This window comes from Hirschia baltica ATCC 49814 (assembly GCF_000023785.1).
In the GTDB taxonomy this organism is placed as follows: domain Bacteria; phylum Pseudomonadota; class Alphaproteobacteria; order Caulobacterales; family Hyphomonadaceae; genus Hirschia; species Hirschia baltica.
Window position 1 is genome coordinate 1783269 of the sequence record NC_012982.1, and the last position, 23803, is coordinate 1807071.

The following is a 23803-nucleotide window of genomic DNA, read 5'->3' on the forward strand; positions in this document are numbered from 1 at the left end:
TCAAAAAGTGATTCACAGCGATGTATAACAACGTCACACCTCCTCCTCCAGGACAAAGTGCCTTATACAAGGCAAGGGAACCAATATACCCTCAACTAGTCTCAGGAAAATTTCGGACCATTAAATGGGTGGTGTTGGTATTTGCACTTGCTGTTTATTACATCCTCCCTTGGTTGCGTTGGGACCGTGGTCTTGACGCACCAAATCAAGCAGTATTGGCAGACTTCGCTGGCGGACGTTTTTATTTTTTCTTTTTGGAAATTTGGCCACAAGAAATCTACTATATTACAGGTTTATTGATATTAGCATCGCTTGGATTATTTCTGGTTACATCGCTCTTTGGGCGGGTATGGTGCGGTTATGCGTGTCCACAAACGGTTTGGACTGATCTATTCATCGCCGTAGAACGAATTTTTGAAGGTGATAGAAATGCGCGCATTAAATTAGATAGAGCCCCGCTAAGCGTAAACAAAGCACTGCGCAAAGTTGGCAAGCATATTGTGTGGCTATTTATTTCATTCGCAACGGGCGGCGCACTAATTTTATACTATCATGATGCACCTACGCTTTTTGCAAACTTCTTCACAGGAGATGCTGAAGTCAGTGCTTATGTATTTGCAGGAATATTGACTTTCACGACATACGCTCTCGCCGGCACTATGCGCGAGCAGGTCTGCACTTACTTATGCCCTTGGCCTCGCATACAGGCAGCTTTAACTGATGAGCACGCTTTAAATGTAACCTATAGATGGGATAGAGGTGAACCTCGAGGTGCTCATAAAAAAAATACGAGCTGGGATGGTCGCGGTGATTGCATAGACTGTAATGCCTGTGTCGTCGCCTGCCCTGTTGGAATAGACATCCGTCATGGAGCTCAGCTTGAATGTATCCATTGTGCGCTATGCATTGACGCTTGCGATACAATAATGAAACGCGTTGATCGGCCAACTGGGCTAATTGCGTATGATACAGATAAAAATGTTCAAGCTAGATCAGAAGGTAAGCCTGCAGTTTATAATATGCTGCGCCCACGCGTTATTTTGTACGCATTTTTGATTGCTGCAATTTCTTGTATAATGGTCTATGGGCTTTCAACTCGCTCAACCTTTGAGCTCAATGTCATCAAAGATCGTTCACCACCATTTGTGAAATTATCCAATGGAGATATTCGCAATGGATATTCAATTAAACTTGTAAACAAAAAAAGCGAAGACCGAGAAGTTCTAATCACTGCATCCGGAATAAACGGTCTCGACCTTAAAATAATTGGAAATGACGATACAGACAAAACAATCATTATGTCTGGAGAGCATGTCGATAGATTCAGAATTTTAATTACTGTTCCAGAAGCAGACAAGCATAAGTCAGGCAAACACCTCATCATTGAAGCAAAGGATGTTGCGACAGGTGATATTCAAAGCAACAGAGTATTTTTTGCTATACCCAAAAGAGATGATTAATGGAAAAGACAAACTCATCAAAAACCAAACTTACTGGTAAACATGTTCTATTCATGTTTCTTGCATTTTTTGGCGTAATCTTCATTGTGAACGGAATATTTCTGTCTCAAGCAATAAAGTCCTTTCCTGGCGAAATTTCCAAAAAATCATATGTTCAAGGTATTAATTACAACGATACGATACACGAAATGCATCAACAGGTACTTTTAGGTTGGAGATCTGAAATAGGTGTGATGCACTCTGAAGACACACAAAAAAATTCAGTCCTAGTCGCTCGTTTTTTTGATAGAGACGACCAACCTCTAAATGAGTTGCAAGTAAATGCTGTTTTAAATCAGCACTCTAGTAAACATCAAAACGTGTCTTTTCCTATGCAATTTTCTACCAATGGAGAATATGCCCACCCGATAGATAGCTTAGAAACAGGCAGATGGACCGTGCAGATTGAAGTAAAAAAATCTTCTGAAATATTCTTTAAAGCACAAAAGGAGATATTCATCCCATGACTCTCTCTGGCCGTTCGATTGATTTAAATGCTTCAGAGATTGCTGGTTGTCCATCAGGCTTGGCACCCAAAGAGAGTGACGAGACTGCTCTTCTGGTTGATCCGACTGCTTTTGTGAAGAGGTCCGCTGACGAATACAGTTTGGATATTCTCGTTCGAGGCGCTAAATGTGGTGGTTGTCTTTCAAAAATAGAAAATGGCATCAGTGAATTAGCAGGCATTGATGCAGTTAGAATGAATCTGACCACCGGTCGTCTTCATGTTTCTTGGAAAACTAAAAGCCTGCAATCCGCTGATATCATATCAAAAATTTCTTCATTAGGTTACGGTGCAACCCCTTTTGACCCTGAAGAGGCAGATAACGAACACTCAAAGAGAGAACGTCAATTACTTATGGCAATGGCTGTAGCTGGTTTTGCAGCAGCTAATGTTATGCTTTTGTCAGTATCCGTATGGGCTGGTGTTGATGAAATGAACGCTGAGACCAAAGAATTTCTGCATTGGATCTCTGCGTGTATTGCCCTGCCTGTTGTTGCATTTTCGGGACGCCCGTTCTTTTCATCCGCAATATCTGCAATCCGTGCTGGTCACGTAAATATGGATGTTCCCATTTCCTTAGCTGTTTTACTAGCAGTCTGCATGAGCCTTTATGAAACTATTCACCACGGCAATCACACATATTTTGATGCAGCAGTAATGTTGTTATTCTTCCTTCTTATAGGGCGATTTTTGGATGCTAAGCTGCAAAGAGAAGCCCAATCAGCAGCACGAGATCTTGCCTTGATGCAAACAGGCTCAGTAACTCGCATAAATGCTGACGGTGGTGCTGAATCTGTCAAAGCTTCTACATTGATACCGGATGATATCATACAGGTTGCCGCAGGAGAGCGATTCGCTGTTGATGCTGTGCTTATATCAGGTTGCAGTGAGCTGGATAATCATATGGTATCTGGCGAAAGTACACCTATAATATCGCAAATTGGTCAAACCATATACGCAGGAACGATAAATTTAACCTCAAGTATCGTAGCACGCGTAAAATCTTCAGCTGAAAATTCGATGTTAGCTGAGGTATCCAAATTACTGGAAATCGGTGAACAACAACGTTCAACATACCGCCAAATTGCGGATAAGGCAGCGAAACTATATGTACCAGTCGTTCATACTGTTTCTGCTGCTGCGTTTCTTGGTTGGATGCTTTACAACGGTGACTTTAAAACAGCAATTTTCATAGCTATTTCTGTACTAATTATCACCTGCCCTTGCGCGCTAGCACTCGCGGCCCCCGTCGTACAAGTCGTTGCTGTTGGAAAGCTTTTCAAAAAAAATGTGTACTTAAAATCAGGTGACGCTTTAGAAAGAATTGCTGCTTGTGATTATGTCATTTTCGACAAGACAGGTACATTAACAAAACCCGATGCATCCCTAAAAGATAATAATATCGATCTCAATCACTTGGAATTGGCAGCCAGACTAGCAAGAGGAAGCAGACATCCATATTCTAGGGCATTGGCCTGTTTAGCAGGCCCAGGAGAGATTGCTTCCAATATTGAAGAAATTTCAGGCTGTGGAATTCAAGGTGTTATTGATGGAAAGAACGCGAAATTAGGGTCTTTAAAATGGGTGACTGGAGTTGCCTCCTCTTCTAAGGATATTCCTTCCTTGTATTTTCAGTACGACGACGATGAGCCTGTCGCGTTTGAATTTGATGAGACATCAGTGTTGGGAGCAGACTGCATTGCAACTGAATTAGATGAACGCGGATTTAAAGTTGAATTACTGTCTGGTGATGTCCACAACAAAGTTGCCGCTTTTGCTCGAAAATCAAATATTGAATTGTATAGTGGATCAATTTCGCCTTTAGAGAAAGCAGAACGAATTGCAACATTACAATCAGAAGGCAGAAAAGTTCTAATGATTGGCGATGGATTAAATGATGCAGGTGCTTTAGCTAATGCGCATGCCTCTTTAACACCAGGCGGTGCCGCAGATGTTAGCCGCGCCGCAAGCGATGGCGTATTTTCTGGTGATGACGTTCTAGTTATAGCGGACATAATTGACATCGCACGTAGATCGCGCTCTCGCATGCTTGAGAATTTCGGGTTCGCTGCATTATATAATTTGGTTGCAATTCCTATAGCTGTATTTGGCTTTGTTACACCTTTGGTCGCTGCCATTGCTATGTCAGGGTCATCTTTAATTGTTACCTTAAATGCACTGCGTCTAAATCTAACACAAGCAAAGCGAGTAAAATAAGACCCATGAGTATGTTGATTTATTTGATACCCGCAGCTCTATTTATGGGATTTTTAGGATTAATCGCTTTTGCGTGGTCTCTTCGCTCAGGGCAATATGAAGACCCAGATGGTGCTGCAGAACGTATTCTAAATTCTGAAGACAAGCCTCTGTGACAATTCGATTTTTGGATAAATCAATGACGTTTGGAGCATTTTTACTATGCTCTCAAACGTCATTGATCTTGCTCGTGCTTTTGTGATGCCAAGAAAACAGGGTAGAAAAATCTTATTTCTTGTTCTGTCTGTTCTCAATTAGATCATCCACAACCTCAGGGTCGGCCAAAGTAGAGGTGTCTCCTAAGTTTGAGAATTCATCTTCTGCAATTTTACGAAGAATACGCCTCATGATTTTTCCCGATCTCGTCTTTGGAAGTCCTGGAGCAAATTGGATTTTATCTGGAGAAGCAATTGGACCGATCTCCGCTCTGACCCAATTGACTAAATCTTTTGCTAATTCCGGCGTGCCATCGTTTCCTGCGCTCAACGTGACATAAGCGTATATTCCTTGGCCTTTAACATCATGAGGGTAACCTACAACGGCTGCTTCTGACACTAAGTCGTGTGCAACAAGTGCACTCTCCACTTCCGCCGTTCCCATACGGTGACCTGAAACGTTGATTACATCATCAACGCGGCCTGTAATCCAGTAATAGCCATCCTCATCTCTTCGACATCCGTCACCAGTGAAATATTTCCCCGGGTATGCCGAAAAGTATGTATCTTTAAACCTTTGATGATCGCCGTAAACTGTTCTCATCTGTCCCGGCCAAGAATCGGAAATCACAAGATTTCCTTCCGTTGCACCCTCCAGAACAACACCCTCGGAATCAACGAGTTCAGGTTTAATTCCAAAAAATGGGCGAGTGGCAGATCCTGGTTTTAGTGGAGTTGCACCTGGCAATGGAGAAATCATAATTCCGCCCGTTTCTGTTTGCCACCACGTGTCAACAATCGGACAACGGCTGTCACCGACTACTTTGTAATACCACTCCCAAGCTTCAGGATTAATCGGTTCCCCTACTGAGCCCAAGAGGCGCAAGGATTTGCGGGATGTCTTTTTAACGAAATCTTCGCCTTGCCCCATCAACGCTCGTATAGCCGTTGGTGCGGTATAGAAAATATTGACTTTGTGTTTATCAACAACGTTCCAGAACCGTGAAGCATCTGGATAAGTCGGCACACCTTCGAACATGAGAGTTGTTGCTGCATTAGCAAGAGGACCGTAAACGATATAACTATGGCCAGTTACCCAACCAACGTCTGCCGTACACCAGTAAATGTCTCCGGGTTTGTAGTCAAAAACGTATTCATGAGTCATTGAAGCCCAAACAAGATACCCTCCTGTTGTGTGCAAAACTCCTTTTGGTTGGCCAGTAGAACCTGAAGTATAAAGAATAAATAATGGGTCTTCAGCTTTCATCGCTACAGGTTCACAGAATTCATCAACACCAGTTGCTGCTTCATGCCACCAAATATCACGTCCTCCTTTCATAGAGACCGGATTACCTGTGTTCTCAACGACGAGTATTTTGTCTACCCCGAGTGCATGCTTTACAGCTTCATCTACATTCTTCTTTAGCGGAACAGACTTCGAGCCTCGAAGCCCTTCATCGGCAGTGATGATAACAGAACTTCGACAGTCGTTAATTCTTCCAGCAAGCGCTTCAGCAGAAAAACCCGCAAAAACGATTGAATGTATGGCACCAATTCGAGCACAAGCTAGCATGGCGTATGCAGCTTCGGGAATCATAGGAAGGTAAATAGTTACTCGATCACCCTTCTGAACGCCCATACTTTTTAGAACATTTGCAAACCGGCATACGCGCCGATGCAATTGTGCAAAAGTGATATTTTCGGATTTATTCGGGTCATCTCCTTCCCAAATAATAGCGATTTGGTCGGCTTTATCTTTGAGATGACGGTCAATACAGTTATAAGATACGTTCAATTCACCATCAGAAAACCAATTCACATGAAGGTTTTCTTTGCTCCAAGATACATCTTTGACTTTTGTGTATTGTTTGGACCATGATAGGCGCTTGCCATGTTCACCCCAAAAAGCATCAGGATCATCGATGGAAGCCTGATACATTTTTTGATATAGCGTATCATCAATCAATGCATTCTTAGCAAAGTCATCAGGTACAGGAAATATTTTATCTTGGTTTGACATAACGCCTATCCGTCCATTTTCTTCGTATTCTTATTTATATATCAAAAGGCGTACTTTGTTGAAAAAGTAAAACGGTTCATATCACCTTCATCACCGCCCTCATTTTCTCTAACAGCGTGCATAAATTCAGCTCCAAGCGTAACTTTAGGAGCTATATCCCACATATAGGCTATGTATCCGCTAAGGGCTTGTTTGGTCATAGCATCTGAGGCTGAATCAAGGTTTTCAATAGTAATTCCACCGGCACCAATATTCAGCCTGTTATTATCGCCTAAAACGTGGCGATAAGCTAGATATCCGCCGTAAGATGGAATTGCTTCAAAGCTTCCATCTAAAGTAAGGTCCGCACTCTTTGCTATAGCTAAGCCCATGTAACGACCAATGCCTTCACCGCCACTAATAGAAAAGCGAATATCGTTCTTTTCACCTACATTGACTTTTCCGGCTATTGAAAGACCATATCCAGTTGTCTCTTCATTTAGAGCTCCAAGTTCAGCTTTCAATTGTCGACCGATCCCTGAGATTGAAACGTTTCCAAAATCACCGGTTAGATTATAGCGAGCGATTAGGTCTGGAATTAAACTATCATCTGCAAGCCCAGCTAAGTTTGTATTCGTGTTAGGATTTTCCACGGCAAACTGAAAATTGCCTTTGGTATATCGGATTTGTGGCTGACGTATAAATATCATACCGTCGCCAAGAACTAAGAAACTCGCAGACTCTGGAATAGCAGATGTGTTTTGAAATGTAGACCACTCCTGTCCCAACAACCAATTGTCATAGGAGACAAATGCGCGACGAAGTCTCGGTGAATAAGAGTTAGACACGGCCTCATTTCCCTGAGCTGAACCTAGGAAATCCATTTCTAACCGACCACCAATTTTATGGCCATTAACCTGTTTGTTTGCTGTTACATAAAAGCGGGACGACTTGGCTGTAAAGTCTGTGGAAGGATCTTCTCCTATCCCACCAACTGGAGTTGCAGAAGGGATGTAGAAATCACGCGCAATAGACGATCCTGCAATGTCACCATCTGAAAAGTCCGTAACGTGTGCATCAACATCTATGATTCCACCCCACGTTATTGAAGGCTGACTTGGGTCTAATTCGGGCGCACTGTTTGATTGTTCACGCACTTTTAATCGAACAATTTCTTCATCGGTTGATGCCTTTTGATTGGTAAGTTCTGCTTTAAGTTCATTTACCATAGCCTCAAGTTCTGCAATTCGTGATTCTATATCACCAGGTGCATCTGCAATTGCTGATGGTGCAAACGCCAATATCGACGCTGAAAGCATTAAGTTTTTGAGTACTGTTTTCTTCATCTTGTTTCTCCCCAGTATAGTTTTTATCTCGGCAGTATCTAAAGGCGGCGTCCAATCCGCTAGATATCCATTGGTCGTGTCCGACTAAGGTCTGACCTGCTAGAATAATCTAAAAACTCTGTCATAATGAAAGAAAGATAATAAATACAAAACGCGCCGCGACGAAGATTCTCCGTATTTTAAAAGGGGTATTTTGGGAGGTAGACGTTATTGCATTGTGGAGGAAAAAATGGGCGACGATGAACATGAGTTGGAAATCAAAAGATCATCGAGTCTACTTATTGTAGATGATCATCCGCTCTTTCGAGATGCCTTAGCTGCTGCTGCAAGTTTAAACCCTAACATCCGTTCAACATATTTTGCAGGATCAGTTTTAGAAGCTTGTGAATGCTTAAAAAGCAGTTTGCCAGACCTTGTCTTGTTGGACCTCAATTTAAAAGATACAACAGGTTTGGAGAGTCTGATTACCCTTCAGGCTCAGGTGCCTTCACAGCGCGTAGCAATTGTTACTGCGACTGAAGATCGAGAAATTATTGAAAGAGCCATGGCTCTCGGAGCTGTTGGGTACATCCCTAAAAGTCTCGACATGAATTCTCTTAAGGGAGCTATCTCCGATTTGCTATCAGGTGAAAATTGGACACCACCGGAATTTCAACAAGCAATCGAACCTTCTCCAGCAAGCGAAATAGCAAGTAGGTTAGCTAGTTTGACACCAGCGCAACGTCGTGTCTTGTCTGGTCTAAAGAGTGGACTTTTGAATAAGCAAATAGCTTATGAAATGGGAATTTCGGAAGCTACAGTAAAAGCACATATGACAGCTATATTTAGAAAATTAGGTGTAGCTAGCCGGACACAAGCATTACTGTCTTTACAAGCTGTTGTGGCAATCTAAATAGTCGTTATTCAGCAGCAATGGGGATCCCCGCTAAATATGCTTGTAAATCCCTGGGAGAAACGGGCTTAGTAAAAACAGCCAACCCCTCCTTCTTCGCCCGACTTAATGCATACTCAGATTTATCGGCAGTCAGCAATGCCGCTGGTAATGAGTAATTGCATACGGATAGTATTTTTTCTCTCACGTCGAAACCGGTTTCACCACCTAATAGATGATAGTCTAAAAAAGCAAAATCCAAATGTTCGGAAGATGCAATTCTAACAGCCTCATCTCCAGATTTCGCTCGAAATGGAATACAGCCCCAAGATAACAGAAGTGCTTCCATACCATCCAATATTGTCGGTTCATCGTCTACGCAAAGCACTTTCACACCTTTTAGGCTGTAAAGGCTTTTATGCTCTTTTTGAACTTGTTTAATCTTTTTGCTAACTGATTGAGATTCCAGCAAATCAACAAAAAACACCGATCCTTTATTTTCCCATGAACGTAATCCAACGCTCGCTCCCATAAGTCCAGCCATTCTATTTGCAATGGCCAACCCTAATCCAGCGCCTCGAATTCCATTTCGATCAGCTTCTTCTAATCTTTGAAATTCTTCAAAAATAAGATGCTGTTTGCTTGTTGGGATGCCAACACCAGTATCCCATACTTCAATTCTGATCTTTCCTCCTCGCCTGCGTGCACCGACGAGTACACCACCGGATCGAGTATATCGTAGAGCATTGGAAACGAAGTTCCGAACTATTGATTTTAAGAAATCTTCATCAGCAAATGCTCCCAACGTGGTGGGAACCAACTTAAACCGTAGACCCGCTGCTTTCGCGATAGGGTCTGCTTCGTCACCAATATCAGAGAAAAGAGCCCCGAGCGAAAGAGACGTATAATTAGCGTCTCTTACTCCATGGTCGAGTTTTGAGATATCAAGTAGACCTCGCAACAATTGATCAGAAGATTGGATTGCTTGGTCTATCTTACCGACAAGTCTTAGTGCATCAGGGTTCGTTCCTTGTAGATTGCTTTGCAATGCCCCTGTAAATAGACGAGCCGCATTTAAAGGTTGAAGTAAATCATGACTTGCGGCGGCCAAGAACCTAGTTTTAGACGCATTAGCACCTTCTGCTTCTCTTCTTGCTCCATCTAATTCTTGCGTAAGATTTTCTAATTCCGAAGTTCTTTCCACAACTCTGATTTCAAGATTTTCTTTTGCTTCTCTCAATCGTCTTTCTATTGCTTTGTCTTCGCTAACATCTGTAAAGGTGCTAACATATCCACCTCCAGGCATGGGATTACCTATCGTTTTAATTATGGTCCCGTCAGGCCGTTGCCTTTCAAAAGTGTGGGGGCGTCCCTCTTTAATATGCGCTAATCTTATGGAGACTAGTGCATCTTTTTCATCCGTTGCTGCTGTTCCATTTTTAGTTGTCCATTTGATAATATCTGCAATTGGCCTTCCCACACGAACCAACTCTTCAGGCAGATCGAACATTTTTATATAGGCTGAATTCCAAGCAACCAGCTTTTGTTCACCGTCAACCACGGAAACGCCTAGAGATATGTTCTCAAGTGTCGCTTGCAAAAGATGGCGGTCAAAACGCTTAGCGTGACTTTTCTCATCCAAAATAGACAATAAATCATCTAAAGTTACGTCTGACCGTGTTATGGCAGAACCCAACACAACTCTCGCCGAAGATGAACCTAACGCGCTTGAAAGCAACCTTTCAGTGCGCTGCACGAGCCGCCAATCTGCTTCTACTGATGGATTAGTATCGACCCCTATTTCTTCAGCGTAGGAAGCAAAAGCAGATGAAACTGCAGATGGTTTCAGGAACCTAGACGCTAACGCCTGCAAATCACCAACACTTACGCCTTTTACTGTGTACGAGACAGGCTTGCCGTGACCAGATTCTAAGCCTTTTTCTCGAAATACATTTGCTTGCACTCTATCTCGCAGCCGTTCTTTGGCCCTCAACGATAGAATGACAAATAGCAATGTATTGATTGATAAGCTCCAAAGAACACCGTGACTAAGACTATCTACAGTACCAATCCCGAAGAAATTAGAGGGTGGCAAAATACTCCCCATCATCCATTCAGGCCCAAATACAGCAGGTAGAACCAATGTATAGGCCCACAACACACAGCCAGCTAAAATTCCTGCCATGGCTCCATTTCTGTGGGCTTTACGCCAATAGACAGCTCCGATTAAAGCTGGAAATAATTGTGCTGCTCCTGCAAAAGAAAGTAACCCTATCTCCATCAAAGCATTGCGGTCTCCAAATGCCTGATAAAACAAATAACCAAACAACAGTAAGCCTAAAATAGTAGTCCGTCTTATGTTGAGAAGTTTTGATCCAATGTTCTGGTCAGCAGGGTCAAATGTTTTTAGTCTCAACATAACTGGAACGATCAAATCGTTTGTTATCATTGTAGATAATGCGATAGCGGCTACAACAACCATACCAGTAGCTGCGGAAAAACCTCCAATAAAAACCAGTATAGTCAACCATGGGAGTTGCGCTGCCTGAGGGAGAAGAACAACAAATAAGTCTGTTGGAGTATTAGACGGCAGCAAGTGCAAACCAGCTATGGTTATCGGAATAACGACAAGACTTGTCAGCAAAAGATAAAGTGGAAGCACGATCCGAGATAATTTCATCTCATTGTTAGAACGTCGCTCAATGATTGCCACATGAAACTGTCTTGGCAAGCAAACCATTGCTGCCATTGATAGCAATGTTGTAGACAAAAAATTGAACTGTATATTTTGTGTGTCAAACTTTGTCGCATAGTCGGAGAGCTCAAAATCAGACAATCCGGATAGAGTAACGATCCCTAATATTGCTACCGCAATAAGTGCAACTAATTTCACGATTGCTTCAAAAGCTAATACATTCATTAAGCCGTAATTGGGCTTCGTCGCATCTTCATACCGTGCGCCAAAAAGTACCGCAAAAACAGCTAAGCCTAAAGCTGCAACTAATACAGTCTGATCCGCCGGTGTTGCTGAATGATCCGTGTGACCAATTGTAATCGCTTGAAAGCTCATGCCTACAGATTTTAATTGCAGCGCAATATATGGCAAAGAAACCACTGTCAGAGTTGCTGTAGCTATGGCTGCCAATAATCGGCTTCTACCATATCTTGATGCTAAAAAATCAGAAAGAGAGTTGATACTTTCTCGTTTAGAAACATCTGCAATGCGCTGTAAGATACTTGGCCAAAACAGATATAGTAAAATCGGTCCGATATATATCGGAAGAAAATACCATCCATTAATGGCGGCAGAACCTACAGCGCCAAAGAAGGTCCAAGACGTGCAGTAAACCCCTAAAGCTAATGAATAAATAAGTGGATGCCGTCGCCACCCTGCGCCTGCCTGTTTCGCATATTGCTCTCCCTTCCAAGCCATAAAAAATAGACCTGAAATATATAATGTCATTACAAAGAAGATTAACCAAACAGGCATAAAGGCTCCATTCTCCAGAACCTATCTGAACTGTCATGCTCAACAATGGCAAGATCTTCTAAGGTCTAATCAAAAAAACTTCAGTAAAAAGGGCAACCTAATTAAAGATTGCCCTTCTGTGTTTTTCTACACTTTAGCTTGTCTATTCAGCTGGAGCCATCCCAGCGTCTGCAATACCATGAGAAGATCGCATTCCAGGAACACGTATGTCCTCAACAAGGTCTTGAATATCTTGAGGTGGTTCAGGTGTAGCTAAACTAACCACGACTCCAAGTACCATCGCTATCCACATTATGAAAAAACCAATACCTTCTGGGGAAATACCTAAAAAGTACAGTTCAGGAGAAAGCCCGCCAAATTTGAATGCGTAAATGTATCCAAATGTTGAGACTAACCCGAAGACCATCGTGGTGATAGCACCTTCTTTATTGAAACGTTTCCAGAATATCCCAAGGAATATAATTGGAAATAAGGATGCAGCGGCGAGCCCGAAAGCAAAAGCCACAACTTGAGCAACAAAGCCCAATTGCGCGGAGAACACACCTAGTAAACCAGCAGCAACCACTGCACCAGAAGCAGCAGCTCGAGCAACAAATAACTCTGTTTTGTCATCCATATCTGGTTTTAAAGTTCGTTTCATAAGGTCGTGGCTGACTGATGAAGAAATAACCATCAACAATCCAGCTGCAGTTGAAAGAGCAGCAGCAAGCCCCCCAGCAACAACAAGACCGATTACCCAACCTGGTAGTTGTGCAATCTCAGGGTTTGCAAGAACAAATATGTCCCTATTCAACGGTTCAACTTCATTTGCATCACCAGCTCGGTATTGAATAACACCGTCACCATTTTTATCTTGGAAACCGAGTAGTCCAGTTTTCTCCCAAGAGTTAAACCATTTTGGTGTTGGTGTAGCACCTGTTGCAGCAATCTCTGCTGCCCCTGTTTCATAGTCTTCAGCAGATACATACGTGCTTTCGTTCACTTGATCTATGAAATTCATACGACCGAGTGCGCCAACAGCGGGCGCTGTTGTATATAATAATGCGATAAAGAATAACGCCCAACCAGCAGAGAGACGCGCATCTGAAGCTTTGGGCACCGTAAAGAAACGAATGATCACATGTGGTAGCCCTGCGGTACCAAACATCAGTGCACCTGTAATACAGAACACATCAATCATACTTTTATTAGTTGTTGTATATTCTGCAAAACCCAAATCCACGAGAACTGCATTGAGTTTTGCTAGCATCGCAATGTCTTCACCTTTGATGTTAGAGATAAAACCTAACTGAGGTATTGGATTGCCGGTCACAATCATAGACATAAACACTGCTGGCACCGTGTAGGCGAAAATAAGTACACAATATTGAGCAACTTGAGTGTATGTTATTCCCTTCATACCGCCTAAAACAGCATAGAAGAAGACTATCACCATACCAATCACAATTCCCCATTCAAAGGGAACGCCCAGAAATCCAGAGAAAGCGACTCCAACGCCTTTCATTTGACCTGCAATATAAGTGAATGAAACGAAAATCGCACAAACGACCGCTATTACCCTAGCAACTGGTGAATAGAAACGGTCTCCGACAAAGTCGGGAACGGTAAATTTCCCAAACTCCCTTAGGTAAGGTGCTAGCAATAACGCCAGCAATACATATCCGCCTGTCCATCCCATTAGATAAACTGAGCCGCCATAGCCAAGAAATGCGATTAGTCCAGCCATAGAAAGAAATGACGCTGCTGACATCCAATCAGCTGCTGTAGCCATACCGTTTACAACCGGATGCACGCCATGGTCTGCAATGTAAAATTCGTCAGTTGAACCGGCACGAGACCATACCGCAATCGCGATATACAGTCCGAAAGTTGTGACAACGAAGAAGTAGGTCCACATCTGTTGATCCATAATCTACCCCTTTATGTTGAATTTTCGCTCAAGCGCAGCCATTTGACGCGCATAAATGATGATCAACGCTAAAAATACATAGATTGATCCATTTTGAGCAAACCAGAAACCAAGTGGCGCACCACCTAAACTTACTGTGTCCAGAGCGTCTCTGAAAAGTATTCCACAGCCATAGGAAACCAAAAACCAAACAGCCAACAGCACACTCATTAAACGAACATTTGCCGCCCAATATGCTTTCGCCTGTTCTGGTGTCGGTCCAGATGAAGAAGATTGATTTGTCATATGCCTCCCCTAAAGGTCTTTTCTTAGTCGGCTATATTGCCGCATTAAAAATGATCCACTTAAGAGAGGGAGAACATAAGAGCGACTTTAGTCGACATTCACGTATTTGTTATGAATAACAGTAGTTTAAATAACATTCGAAGAGCTCATATTAATGCCAAAATGAAAGTCAATGACATTTAAAACAAGTATTCAGCTGGATTTTATCGTGAAATCCATAGGTTTCGCTCATTGTATTCAAATATACTGTTTAATTAAAACCGCATAAAAAAGGCGGCCAAATTATTGACCGCCTTTTTGAGAAAAATTCTAGAGTACCTTAGATATGAAGAGCTCGATCATAAGCATCCAATGTACTTTCGTGCATCATCTCTGAAAGTGTTGGATGTGGAAAAATCGTTTCCATAATCTCTGCTTCAGTCAACTCTCCTTGGCGCGCAATTACAAATCCTTGAATGAGCTCAGTCACTTCAGCACCTGCCATATGTGCACCGAGCAGTTCACCTGTTTTTTCATCAAACACTGTTTTGATAATGCCTTCAGGCTCTCCAAGTGCGACTGCTTTACCATTACCAATAAACGGGAAACGGCCAACTTTGACTTTGTGCCCTTTTTCTTTAGCAGCAGCCTCAGTCAGTCCCACAGAAGCAACTTGCGGGTGGCAGTAGGTACAACCAGCTATATTGTCTGTTTTGAATTCATGCGGATTTTTACCAGCAATTTTTTCTACACAAACAACACCTTCATGAGTTGCTTTGTGTGCAAGCCAAGGTGGACCTGTCAGGTCACCAATTGCATATAGACCTGGCACACCTGTTCTGCCAAATCCGTCTACTGTGACGTGTGTGCGGTCAATTTTTGCACCAACTTCCTCAAGCCCAGTATTTTCAACGTTTCCAACTATACCAACGGCAACGATAACAACATCTGCTGTTATCTTTTCAATTTTACCATCTTTAAGTTTCACAGATGCCGTAACGCTATTTTTGCCTTTTTCCAGCCCTTGAACTTGAGCTGATTTCACAAGCTTCATTCCCTGCTTTGTGAGCTGTTTATCTACAAAGTTAGAAATGTCAGCATCCTCGACGGGAAGAATACGATCTAGCGCTTCTATGACAGTCGTTTCAGACCCTAAAGTGTTATAAAAGCTAGCGAATTCTATACCGATTGCTCCTGAACCAATCACAAGAAGTTTCTTTGGAATTTCTTTTGGTACAAGCGCTTCACGATATGACCAAATCCGGTCTCCATCAGGGACCAGCCCAGCCTGAGGTATCGCTCGTGCACGTGCACCTGTCGCCATAATAACATGTTTAGAAGTATAGGTTCCCGCACCCTTACCATCTTTCACGATAACATGTGGAGCAGGCTTTCCAGCCTTCAAACTGGCTGTTCCTTCAATAACTGTAATCTTGTTTTTCTTCATGAGAAAAGCAACACCACCAGCCATTTGTTTGGAAACGCCACGAGAACGTTCCACAATTTTTTCAATATGTGCAACAGGCTTAACTTTACCTAGTCCGTATGCTTCAGCATTTTCCATCATATGGAAAACTTCTGATGTTCTAAGCAAGGCTTTCGTCGGGATACATCCCCAGTTTAGACAAATACCACCTAACTCAGCACGCTCAATAATGGCAGTTTTCATACCTAATTGAGATGCACGGATAGCTGTGGCATATCCTCCAGGGCCGGAACCAACTACTATAAGGTCAAACTGGTTTTTTGCGTCCGCCACGGGCTCGCTCCTTTATGTTTAATAGTACCACTAAATCTACACTACGTTACAGCAGCATAGATTCTGGGCTTTCTACATAACGTTTGAAGGCTTGCAGCCATTTGGCACCCTCTGCTCCGCCAACAACACGGTGATCACAAGTCAATGTTACTGTCATCACAGTTGCTGTTGTTAATTGACCGTCTTTGCCAACCACTGGACGTTTTTCTCCAGATCCTACAGACATAATCATGCCTTCAGGTGGATTGATGATTGAAGAAAATGACTTAATTCCAAACATACCCAAGTTTGAAATAGAGAACGTACCACCCATATATTCTTGAGGGGCTAATTTTCTCTCACGCGCACGTTTTGCCAAATCTTTCATTTCAGCAGAAATCGTTGCCAATCCTTTAGATTGCGCATCCTTGATAACCGGTGTTATCAAGCCGCCATCAATAGCTACAGCCACAGAAATATTCGCTGATTTGTGATACGCAAACCCGTTATCTGTATAACTTGCGTTACAATCAGGTTCGTCCATCAAAGCTAAAGCTGATGCTTTGATTAAAAAGTCATTGACTGAAATTTTAACGCCCTCAGGCGCTGAATCATTGATCGATTTTCGTGCTGACAGCAATTTGTCCAACTGAATATCAACATTCAACGGGAAGTGCGGGATCTGCATAAAGCTTTCTGTCAAACGCTTGGCGACGACTTTTGCCATTCCATCTAACGGTTTTAATTCATAGCTTTCAGGTGCATATACGCGATCATCTAAAATTTGCGGCAAGATTAAGCCATCAGGTGAAACTGCACTAGCTACCGCTTTCCCTGCGCTAGGTTTAGCATTTTCAACATCAGAGCGAATGATACGTCCACGAGGCCCTGATCCTGAAACTGTAGAAAGATCTATGCCTTTCTCAGCAGCGATTCTTTTTGCCAATGGTGATGCGAAAATACGATCTCCATTTTTTGATGGAGCTGCCGAAGAAGTCGTAGGAGCTGGCGATGATTGCGGAGGCGTTTTTTCCGGCGCTGAAGTCTTTTCGACAGGTGCCTCTTTGGAGGCTACTGCAGATGTTGGAGGTGAAGTTTCAGCTGGCCCTTTGATTGACTCTGCATCTTCCCCCTCTTCAGCCAACACAGCAATAACTGAGTTAACTTTGACGCCTTCAGAGCCTTCATCGACAAGAATGACTGCTACACGCCCCTCGTCAACAGCTTCTACTTCCATTGTTGCTTTATCAGTTTCAATTTCGGCGATAACATCGCCCGGCCCAACAGCATCGCCCGGTTTGACAAGCCATTTTGCAAGAGTACCTTCTTCCATCGTCGGCGATAGAGCTGGCATTGTGATGTTTATTGGCATCTAGGCAGTTCCCTTATGGTCAGGCAGCGCAGCTAAACTGCTGCGCGAACCTTTTCATTTTTATTACCGTGCATCCTCTAAAGTTATTTAGAGTAGCAGACCTTTTTAGCTGCTTCCACGATGTCATTCGTGTTCGGCAAGGATAATTTTTCCAAGTTACCAGCATATGGTAATGGAACATCTTTTTGGTGAACCCGTGCCGGCGGAGCATCAAGGTAATCAAATGCTTCATCGACACAAATCGCAGAAATCTCTGCACCAATACCGTATGTTCCCCAGCCCTCTTCACAGGCAACAACTCGATTTGTTTTCTTCACACTTTCAATAACAGTAGCTTTATCGAGAGGACGCACAGTACGCAGGTCAACAACTTCCGCACTAATACCTTCTTGGGCTAGAATTTCAGCCGCTTCTAACGCGTAGCCAACCATTCTAGACAAAGCGACTAGTGTTACATCTGTTCCCTCTCGACGGACTTTAGCTTTACCGATTGGTAGAACAAAATCCTCCATGTCAGGAACTTCAAAGCTTTCACCATAGAGAAGTTCATGCTCCAAAAATACAACAGGGTTTGGATCACGTATAGCTGCTTTAAGTAGACCTTTTGCATCAGCAGCGTCATAAGGCGCTATAACTTTTAGACCCGGCACATTTCCATACCACGTCGCATAATCGTGAGAGTGCTGTGCACCCACGCGAGAAGCTGCTCCATTTGGACCGCGAAACACGATCGAACAACCCATTTGACCACCTGACATGTACAATGTCTTAGCAGCAGAGTTGATAATGTGGTCGATGGCCTGCATCGCAAAGTTAAACGTCATGAATTCCACAATCGGTTTAAGGTCAGCATATGCAGCCCCCACACCTAATCCAGCGAAACCATGTTCTGTGATTGGTGTATCTACGACACGACGATCACCAAACTCTTGAAGAAGTTCACGCGTAACTTTGTAAGCACCTTGATATTGAGCAACTTCTTCACCCATTACAAAAACAGTTTCGTCACGGCGCATTTCTTCTGCCATCGCATCGCGAAGCGCATCACGTACTGTTGTTGTTTTGAATTCCGTTCCGTCTGGAATATCTGGATCTGACAACATGTCATCTGCTGGTGGCATGTTGTGTCCAACATTAACTTCTGCAGGCTCAGGATTCTCAGTTACTTCTTTAGAGGCTGATGAAGCAGAAGGACCGGCTGAAGCAACTGCGGCAAGGTCTTCACCATCTTCGGCAAGCATTGCAATCACAGCGTTGACCTTAACGCCTTCAGAACCTTCAGCTACGAGGATTTTAGCAATTGTGCCTTCGTCCACAGCTTCAACTTCCATAGTTGCTTTGTCTGTTTCTATTTCTGCTAGGATATCACCGGGAGCGACTTTATCGCCTTCAGATTTTAGCCATTTTGATAATGTGCCCTCTTCCATAGTCGGTGAAAGAGCTGGCATAAGAATTTCTACTGACATGTAACTTACACCTCCCGCAATACATCTGTCCAAAGTTCGGACGGGTCCGGCTCTGGGCTAGTTTGTGCAAAGTCAGCACTTTTGTTCACGATGACACGAACTTCTTTGTCTATAACTTTAAGATCTTCTTCAGAGGCGATCTTAGATTCGATAAGCTGCTTCTTAAGCCCTTCAATAGGGTCATGATGCGACCGAATATCGTCAACTTCTTCACGTTTACGGTATTTGGCGGGGTCAGACATAGAGTGACCGCGATAGCGGTAAGTCTTCATCTCAAGAATGTAAGGCCCTTTACCAGAACGAATGTGTTCGATTGCCTTCAGAGCAGCTTCGCGAACTTTTAAAACATCCATTCCATCAACAGCTTCACCCGGAATATCAAACGAAATACCGCGTTTGTACAATTCCTGTTCTGCTGATGCTCTGGAAACCGCAGTTCCCATAGCATATTGGTTATTCTCAATCACATATAGCGCTGGAAGCTTCCAAAGTGAGGCCATGTTGAATGACTCATACACTTGGCCTTGGTTCGCAGCACCGTCACCGAAATAAGAAACAGAAACATTGCCATTCTTTTTGTACTGATTGGCAAAAGCCAATCCTGTACCAAGAGAGACCTGAGCCCCCACAATACCATGACCACCATAGAAATTTTTCTCTTTGGAGAACATGTGCATGGAACCACCTTTACCGCGAGAGTATCCACCCTCACGACCGGTAAGTTCGGCCATTACACCGTCCGCTTCCATATCACATGCCAGCATATGACCGTGGTCTCGGTATCCAGTTATAACCTGATCGCCTTCGATCAAAGCACTTTGGACACCGACTACAACGGCTTCTTGACCGATATAGAGATGGCAGAAACCAGCAATAAGACCCATACCATATAATTGGCCAGCTTTCTCTTCAAAGCGACGAATTAATAGCATATCCCGATAGTATTTTAGCATCTCTTCGTTTGAAGGAGCTGACTTCGGATTCGTTTTACCCTTTTTGGGTGATGTAGCGTTAGCGGCGACCAAGCGAACCTCCATGACATTTTGTTCAGACTACTGACTTGAATAGCACCCCGTCCAGTCAGAGCTGCTATGCATTATTGGTGCTGCATCGCACCATATTGTGATTTTCGATCAATTTAGATCAATTGAATTGACCAATGCACCTATTCTTTGACGTTTAAAATAACTTCATCTTCTCTAGCATAGGCGAGTTTTTTACGCGCTATTTCTTCAATATAGTCTAAGTCTAAAGTTTCAGGTCTAAGTCGATGGATTTTTTCATATACCACATCTTTTTCGCCCTGAATCACCTCTAGCTCAAGGATTAATTCTTTTTCTCGTTTCTGCAAGTTCGTCCATTTCGCCAACCCTTGATCACCAGCGAGGGCATTATAAGCCAAGTAGAAAAGAACGAGGCTTAAGACAAAAGTTGCTAGTAAACTACGCATTCAAAGATCAATTTCCTCTAACCAATTCTTATTTTGATAGTCAAACCAGCTTAATGTCAGGTTTATCAATTTTTATTGCAGCGCAGAATAAAAAACGCTCAAACCAATTAAGTTTTGAGCGTTCTTTTTTTCAACTTAGCAATTCTTCCTAGATCCGAATCGACGAACGACCAAGGTAAACGCCTTGTTCATCTAGCTCTTCTTCAATGCGGAGAAGTTGGTTGTATTTAGCCAAACGGTCAGATCGCGCCAAAGAACCAGTTTTAATCTGCCCACAATTCATGGCCACAGCCAGATCAGCAATCGTTGCATCCTCTGTCTCACCTGAACGGTGAGACATGACTGAGGTAAAGCCACGACTTGTTGCCAAATTAACCGCTTCCATTGTTTCTGTAAGCGTACCAATTTGGTTTACTTTAACTAGAATAGAGTTTGCAGCACCTAATTCGATACCTTTAGCCAAGCGTTTGGAGTTGGTTACAAACAAATCGTCTCCAACGAGCTGACATTTCGCGCCAACAAGGTCTGTAAGTGTTTTCCATCCATCCCAATCATCTTCAGCCATACCATCTTCAATAGATATAATAGGGTATTTATTGACGAGATCTGTGAGGTATTGCGCCATTTCATCCGAAGAAAGAGACTTGCCTTCTCCAGCAAGAACATATTTTCCGTCTTTGTAGAATTCGGTAGACGCTGCATCTAACGCTAGTGCACAATCTTCGCCTGGGCGGTATCCAGCATTCTCGATAGACTTCATGATAAAAGAAATAGCTTCTTCAGTCGAAGCTATGTTGGGTGCAAAACCACCTTCATCACCAACAGAAGTACTTAGTCCTGCATCTGACAAAGATTTTTTCAAGCTGTGAAAGACCTCAGTCCCCATACGAAGCGCTTCGGAGAAAGAAGGCGCACCAACAGGCATGATCATAAATTCTTGAACATCAATGGCGTTATCTGCGTGTTCACCACCATTGATAATATTCATCATAGGGGTTGGAAGCACGTGTGCATTTGCACCACCAATGTAACGGTATAGTGGCAAAGCTGAAGCATTTGCAGCAGCTTTCGCTGCAGCCATAGACACACCAAGAATAGCATTAGCACCCAAACGAGACTTTGTTTCGGTTCCATCTAAATCTATCATGGCTTGGTCTAAGCGACGCTGATCTTCAGCATCCAAACCGATAAGTTCTTCGTAGATTTCAGTATTAACGGCCTCAACAGCCTTAAGCACACCCTTGCCGCCATAACGGGACTTATCACCGTCACGTAGCTCATGCGCTTCATATGCCCCTGTAGATGCACCTGATGGTACGGCTGCGCGACCTAGCGAGCCATCGTCAAGTGTTACATCAACTTCAATAGTCGGATTTCCCCGGCTATCCAAAATTTCACGTGCAAAAATATCTACGATTTCAGTCATGGCAGTCCCCTCGACTCATTTGAGAAAAAGCTTGGGACCGCCTGACTAAGAACTAGCGCTGCCGGAGCGCTAAAGAGCGACCCCTAAAACGGCATTAGTCTTCTTTAGGTTCCAGAACCTGCTTACCACGATACATGCCTGATTTAAGGTCAATGTGGTGTGGACGACGAAGTTCACCTGAATCTTTGTCTTCAATGTAAGTTGCACCATCTAAACGGTCGTGTGCACGACGCATACCGCGTTTAGAAGGCGTGGTTTTCCGCTTAGGAACAGCCATATTTCTAGCCTCAAAAAATAGGAAAAGGTAGCACAAGGCTACCCAAATCAGCGGGCTTATTACGATGATAAACTTCGTAATGCAAGCCCTAGTTACGGGTTAAACAAGTCGACTTTGAACTTTTGCCGCTCCAATGAAAGAAGAAAACAGTGGATGAGGCTCAAAAGGTCGAGATTTTAGCTCAGGATGATACTGAACACCAATATACCAAGGGTGGTTCGGTATCTCGACTATTTCAGGAAGCTTTCCGTCTGGCGACATGCCTGAAAACAACATTCCTGATTCTTCAAGTTTCTCTTTGTATTTGACGTTAACTTCATAACGATGGCGATGGCGTTCTTCGATATGCTCAGCACCATAAATTTCTGCAACGCGTGAACCTTTTTTCAAAACAGCTGGGTATGTACCCAACCGTAATGTTCCACCGAGGTCTGTAGTCTCAGTACGTGTCTCTTTTTGGTTTCCGCGTGTCCATTCTTCCATCAAACCAACGATTTTTTCAGAAGGCGCACCAAATTCCGAAGTCCCTGCCCCTTCGATATTCGCAAGATTTCTGGCTGCTTCCACAACTGCCATTTGCATTCCATAACAAATACCAAAACAAGGAATCCGTTTTTCTCGTGCGTATTTAGCAGCGCGCATCTTGCCCATAGCGCCGCGTTCACCAAAGCCACCGGGCAACATAATGGCGTGTGCACCATCCAACTCAGATTCGATATCTGAATCTTCACTATCAAACAGCTCAGATGATACCCATTTGATCTTAACGCGCACTTGGTTTGCTAGACCACCATGGTGCAAAGCTTCGATAAGAGATTTATATGCGTCTGGAAGAGAGACATATTTTCCAACAACCGCAACTTCAACACCGCCGTCAGGCGCTCGAAGTGCGGCAGATATATTTTTCCATCGCGTCAAATCAGGATCTGGCGCATTGGTAATTCCAAAATGACGCAAGACTTCTTTATCAAGTCCACGTTGATGATAATCTAAAGGTACTTCATATATGTGCTGAGAGTCCAAAGCTTCGATAACACTATCTTGTTTCACATTACAAAATAGGCCGATTTTGCGACGCTCACCTTCTGGAATCGCTCGTTCAGACCGACACAAAAGGATATGAGGTTGAATACCTATGGAGCGAAGTTCTTTAACAGAGTGCTGCGTCGGCTTCGTTTTCATCTCACCTGCAGTAGAGATATAAGGCAACAATGTTAGGTGAACGAAGACAGCTTGAAGCGGCTCTAATTCTTGGTTTAATTGGCGAATAGCTTCAAAGAATGGAAGCCCTTCAATATCACCAACCGTTCCCCCTATTTCACAGAGAACGAAATCAACGTCACCAGCATCAGAAAGAACAAAATCTTTAATTGCATTGGTCACATGTGGAATAACTTGGACCGTCGCACCCAGATAATCACCGCGACGTTCTTTGTCGATAATTGTCTGGTAAATCCTTCCCGTCGTAATGTTATCGCTTTGCCGTGCTGAGACGCCGGTAAAACGCTCATAATGACCAAGGTCAAGATCCGTTTCAGCACCATCGTCAGTGACGAACACTTCTCCATGCTGATAGGGAGACATCGTACCTGGGTCGACATTTAAATAAGGGTCTAATTTACGGAGTCGAACTTTATAGCCACGCGCTTGCAGCAACGCACCTAAAGCGGCCGAAGCGATGCCTTTCCCTAGAGAAGAAACAACGCCGCCGGTAATGAAAATATATCTTGTCATGACGGGAAACTATAGACGCGCCGAATCGCGGCGCGCGTCAAGGTTT

The 23803-nt window shown here is 43.3% G+C and carries 18 protein-coding genes; 5 read left to right on the forward strand and 13 right to left on the reverse strand.

Translation table 11 applies throughout. The features are described 5' to 3' along the window. The first annotated feature begins 20 nt into the window (after nt 1-20). Genes ccoG through ccoS form a run of 4 tightly spaced genes read left to right on the forward strand, consistent with a single transcriptional unit; the run spans nt 21 to nt 4376 of the window. Entirely contained in the window at nt 21-1460 is a 1440-nt protein-coding gene (gene ccoG / locus HBAL_RS08395) for a cytochrome c oxidase accessory protein CcoG (RefSeq protein WP_015827513.1), read from the forward strand. Beyond that, complete coding sequence (locus HBAL_RS16320) at nt 1460-1966, forward strand: FixH family protein (protein ID WP_015827514.1); 507 nt, start codon at nt 1460-1462, stop codon at nt 1964-1966. The genes ccoG and HBAL_RS16320 overlap by 1 nt, the downstream gene beginning before the upstream one ends. Next, nucleotides 1963-4221, forward strand: coding sequence for a heavy metal translocating P-type ATPase (locus HBAL_RS08405; RefSeq protein WP_015827515.1), 2259 nt, complete (start codon nt 1963-1965; stop codon nt 4219-4221). Before HBAL_RS16320 ends, HBAL_RS08405 begins: the two co-directional genes overlap by 4 nt. Nucleotides 4222-4226: 5 nt before the next feature. Continuing rightward, on the forward strand, nt 4227-4376 hold the full coding sequence (ccoS, locus tag HBAL_RS08410; protein ID WP_015827516.1) for a cbb3-type cytochrome oxidase assembly protein CcoS: 150 nt from the start codon (nt 4227-4229) through the stop codon (nt 4374-4376). Nucleotides 4377-4488: 112 nt separating this feature from the next. Here ccoS and acs read toward each other — a convergent pair whose 3' ends face one another. Continuing rightward, on the reverse strand, nt 4489-6435 hold the full coding sequence (gene acs, locus HBAL_RS08415) for an acetate--CoA ligase (protein WP_015827517.1): 1947 nt from the start codon (nt 6433-6435) through the stop codon (nt 4489-4491). A gap of 41 nt (nt 6436-6476) precedes the next feature. Further along, nucleotides 6477-7760: a DcaP family trimeric outer membrane transporter gene (locus HBAL_RS08420; RefSeq protein ID WP_015827518.1), complete on the reverse strand. Its 1284-nt coding sequence runs from the start codon at nt 7758-7760 to the stop codon at nt 6477-6479. Between the two features lie 229 nt (nt 7761-7989). Here HBAL_RS08420 and HBAL_RS08425 point away from each other — a divergent pair, with 229 nt between their 5' ends. Beyond that, the gene (locus tag HBAL_RS08425) at nt 7990-8652 is read left to right on the forward strand and encodes a response regulator (protein ID WP_015827519.1); all 663 of its coding nucleotides are present in this window, start codon (nt 7990-7992) and stop codon (nt 8650-8652) included. Between the two features lie 7 nt (nt 8653-8659). Here the strand turns inward: HBAL_RS08425 and HBAL_RS08430 are convergent, their stop codons facing one another. The 11 genes from HBAL_RS08430 to HBAL_RS08480 form a co-directional block, all read right to left on the reverse strand. Next, nucleotides 8660-12121: a PAS domain-containing hybrid sensor histidine kinase/response regulator gene (locus HBAL_RS08430; RefSeq protein WP_015827520.1), complete on the reverse strand. Its 3462-nt coding sequence runs from the start codon at nt 12119-12121 to the stop codon at nt 8660-8662. A 142-nt stretch (nt 12122-12263) separates the two neighbouring features. Beyond that, complete coding sequence (locus tag HBAL_RS08435; protein ID WP_015827521.1) at nt 12264-14030, reverse strand: sodium:solute symporter family protein; 1767 nt, start codon at nt 14028-14030, stop codon at nt 12264-12266. 3 nt (nt 14031-14033) lie between these two features. Then, nucleotides 14034-14315 carry a DUF4212 domain-containing protein gene (locus tag HBAL_RS08440; RefSeq protein WP_015827522.1) on the reverse strand — a complete coding sequence of 94 codons (282 nt, stop codon included), beginning with the start codon at nt 14313-14315 and terminating at the stop codon, nt 14034-14036. Nucleotides 14316-14634: 319 nt separating this feature from the next. Continuing rightward, complete coding sequence (gene lpdA, locus HBAL_RS08445; RefSeq protein ID WP_015827523.1) at nt 14635-16053, reverse strand: dihydrolipoyl dehydrogenase; 1419 nt, start codon at nt 16051-16053, stop codon at nt 14635-14637. Nucleotides 16054-16099: 46 nt separating this feature from the next. Then, on the reverse strand, nt 16100-17404 hold the full coding sequence (locus tag HBAL_RS08450) for a pyruvate dehydrogenase complex dihydrolipoamide acetyltransferase (protein ID WP_015827524.1): 1305 nt from the start codon (nt 17402-17404) through the stop codon (nt 16100-16102). A gap of 83 nt (nt 17405-17487) precedes the next feature. Further along, a complete protein-coding gene (locus HBAL_RS08455; protein ID WP_015827525.1) occupies nt 17488-18870 on the reverse strand; it encodes a pyruvate dehydrogenase complex E1 component subunit beta in 1383 nt (460 codons plus the stop codon). Between the two features lie 5 nt (nt 18871-18875). Beyond that, a complete protein-coding gene (gene pdhA / locus HBAL_RS08460; RefSeq protein WP_407635710.1) occupies nt 18876-19823 on the reverse strand; it encodes a pyruvate dehydrogenase (acetyl-transferring) E1 component subunit alpha in 948 nt (315 codons plus the stop codon). Between the two features lie 212 nt (nt 19824-20035). Then, the gene (locus HBAL_RS08465; RefSeq protein ID WP_015827527.1) at nt 20036-20320 is read right to left on the reverse strand and encodes an FtsB family cell division protein; all 285 of its coding nucleotides are present in this window, start codon (nt 20318-20320) and stop codon (nt 20036-20038) included. Between the two features lie 148 nt (nt 20321-20468). Next, nucleotides 20469-21746 (reverse strand): phosphopyruvate hydratase, encoded by a 1278-nt coding sequence (eno, locus tag HBAL_RS08470; RefSeq protein WP_015827528.1) that lies wholly within the window; start codon nt 21744-21746, stop codon nt 20469-20471. Between the two features lie 94 nt (nt 21747-21840). Beyond that, entirely contained in the window at nt 21841-22023 is a 183-nt protein-coding gene (gene rpmF, locus HBAL_RS08475; RefSeq protein WP_015827529.1) for a 50S ribosomal protein L32, read from the reverse strand. Between the two features lie 99 nt (nt 22024-22122). Then, nucleotides 22123-23757 (reverse strand): CTP synthase, encoded by a 1635-nt coding sequence (locus HBAL_RS08480; protein ID WP_015827530.1) that lies wholly within the window; start codon nt 23755-23757, stop codon nt 22123-22125. Nucleotides 23758-23803: the final 46 nt, after the last annotated feature.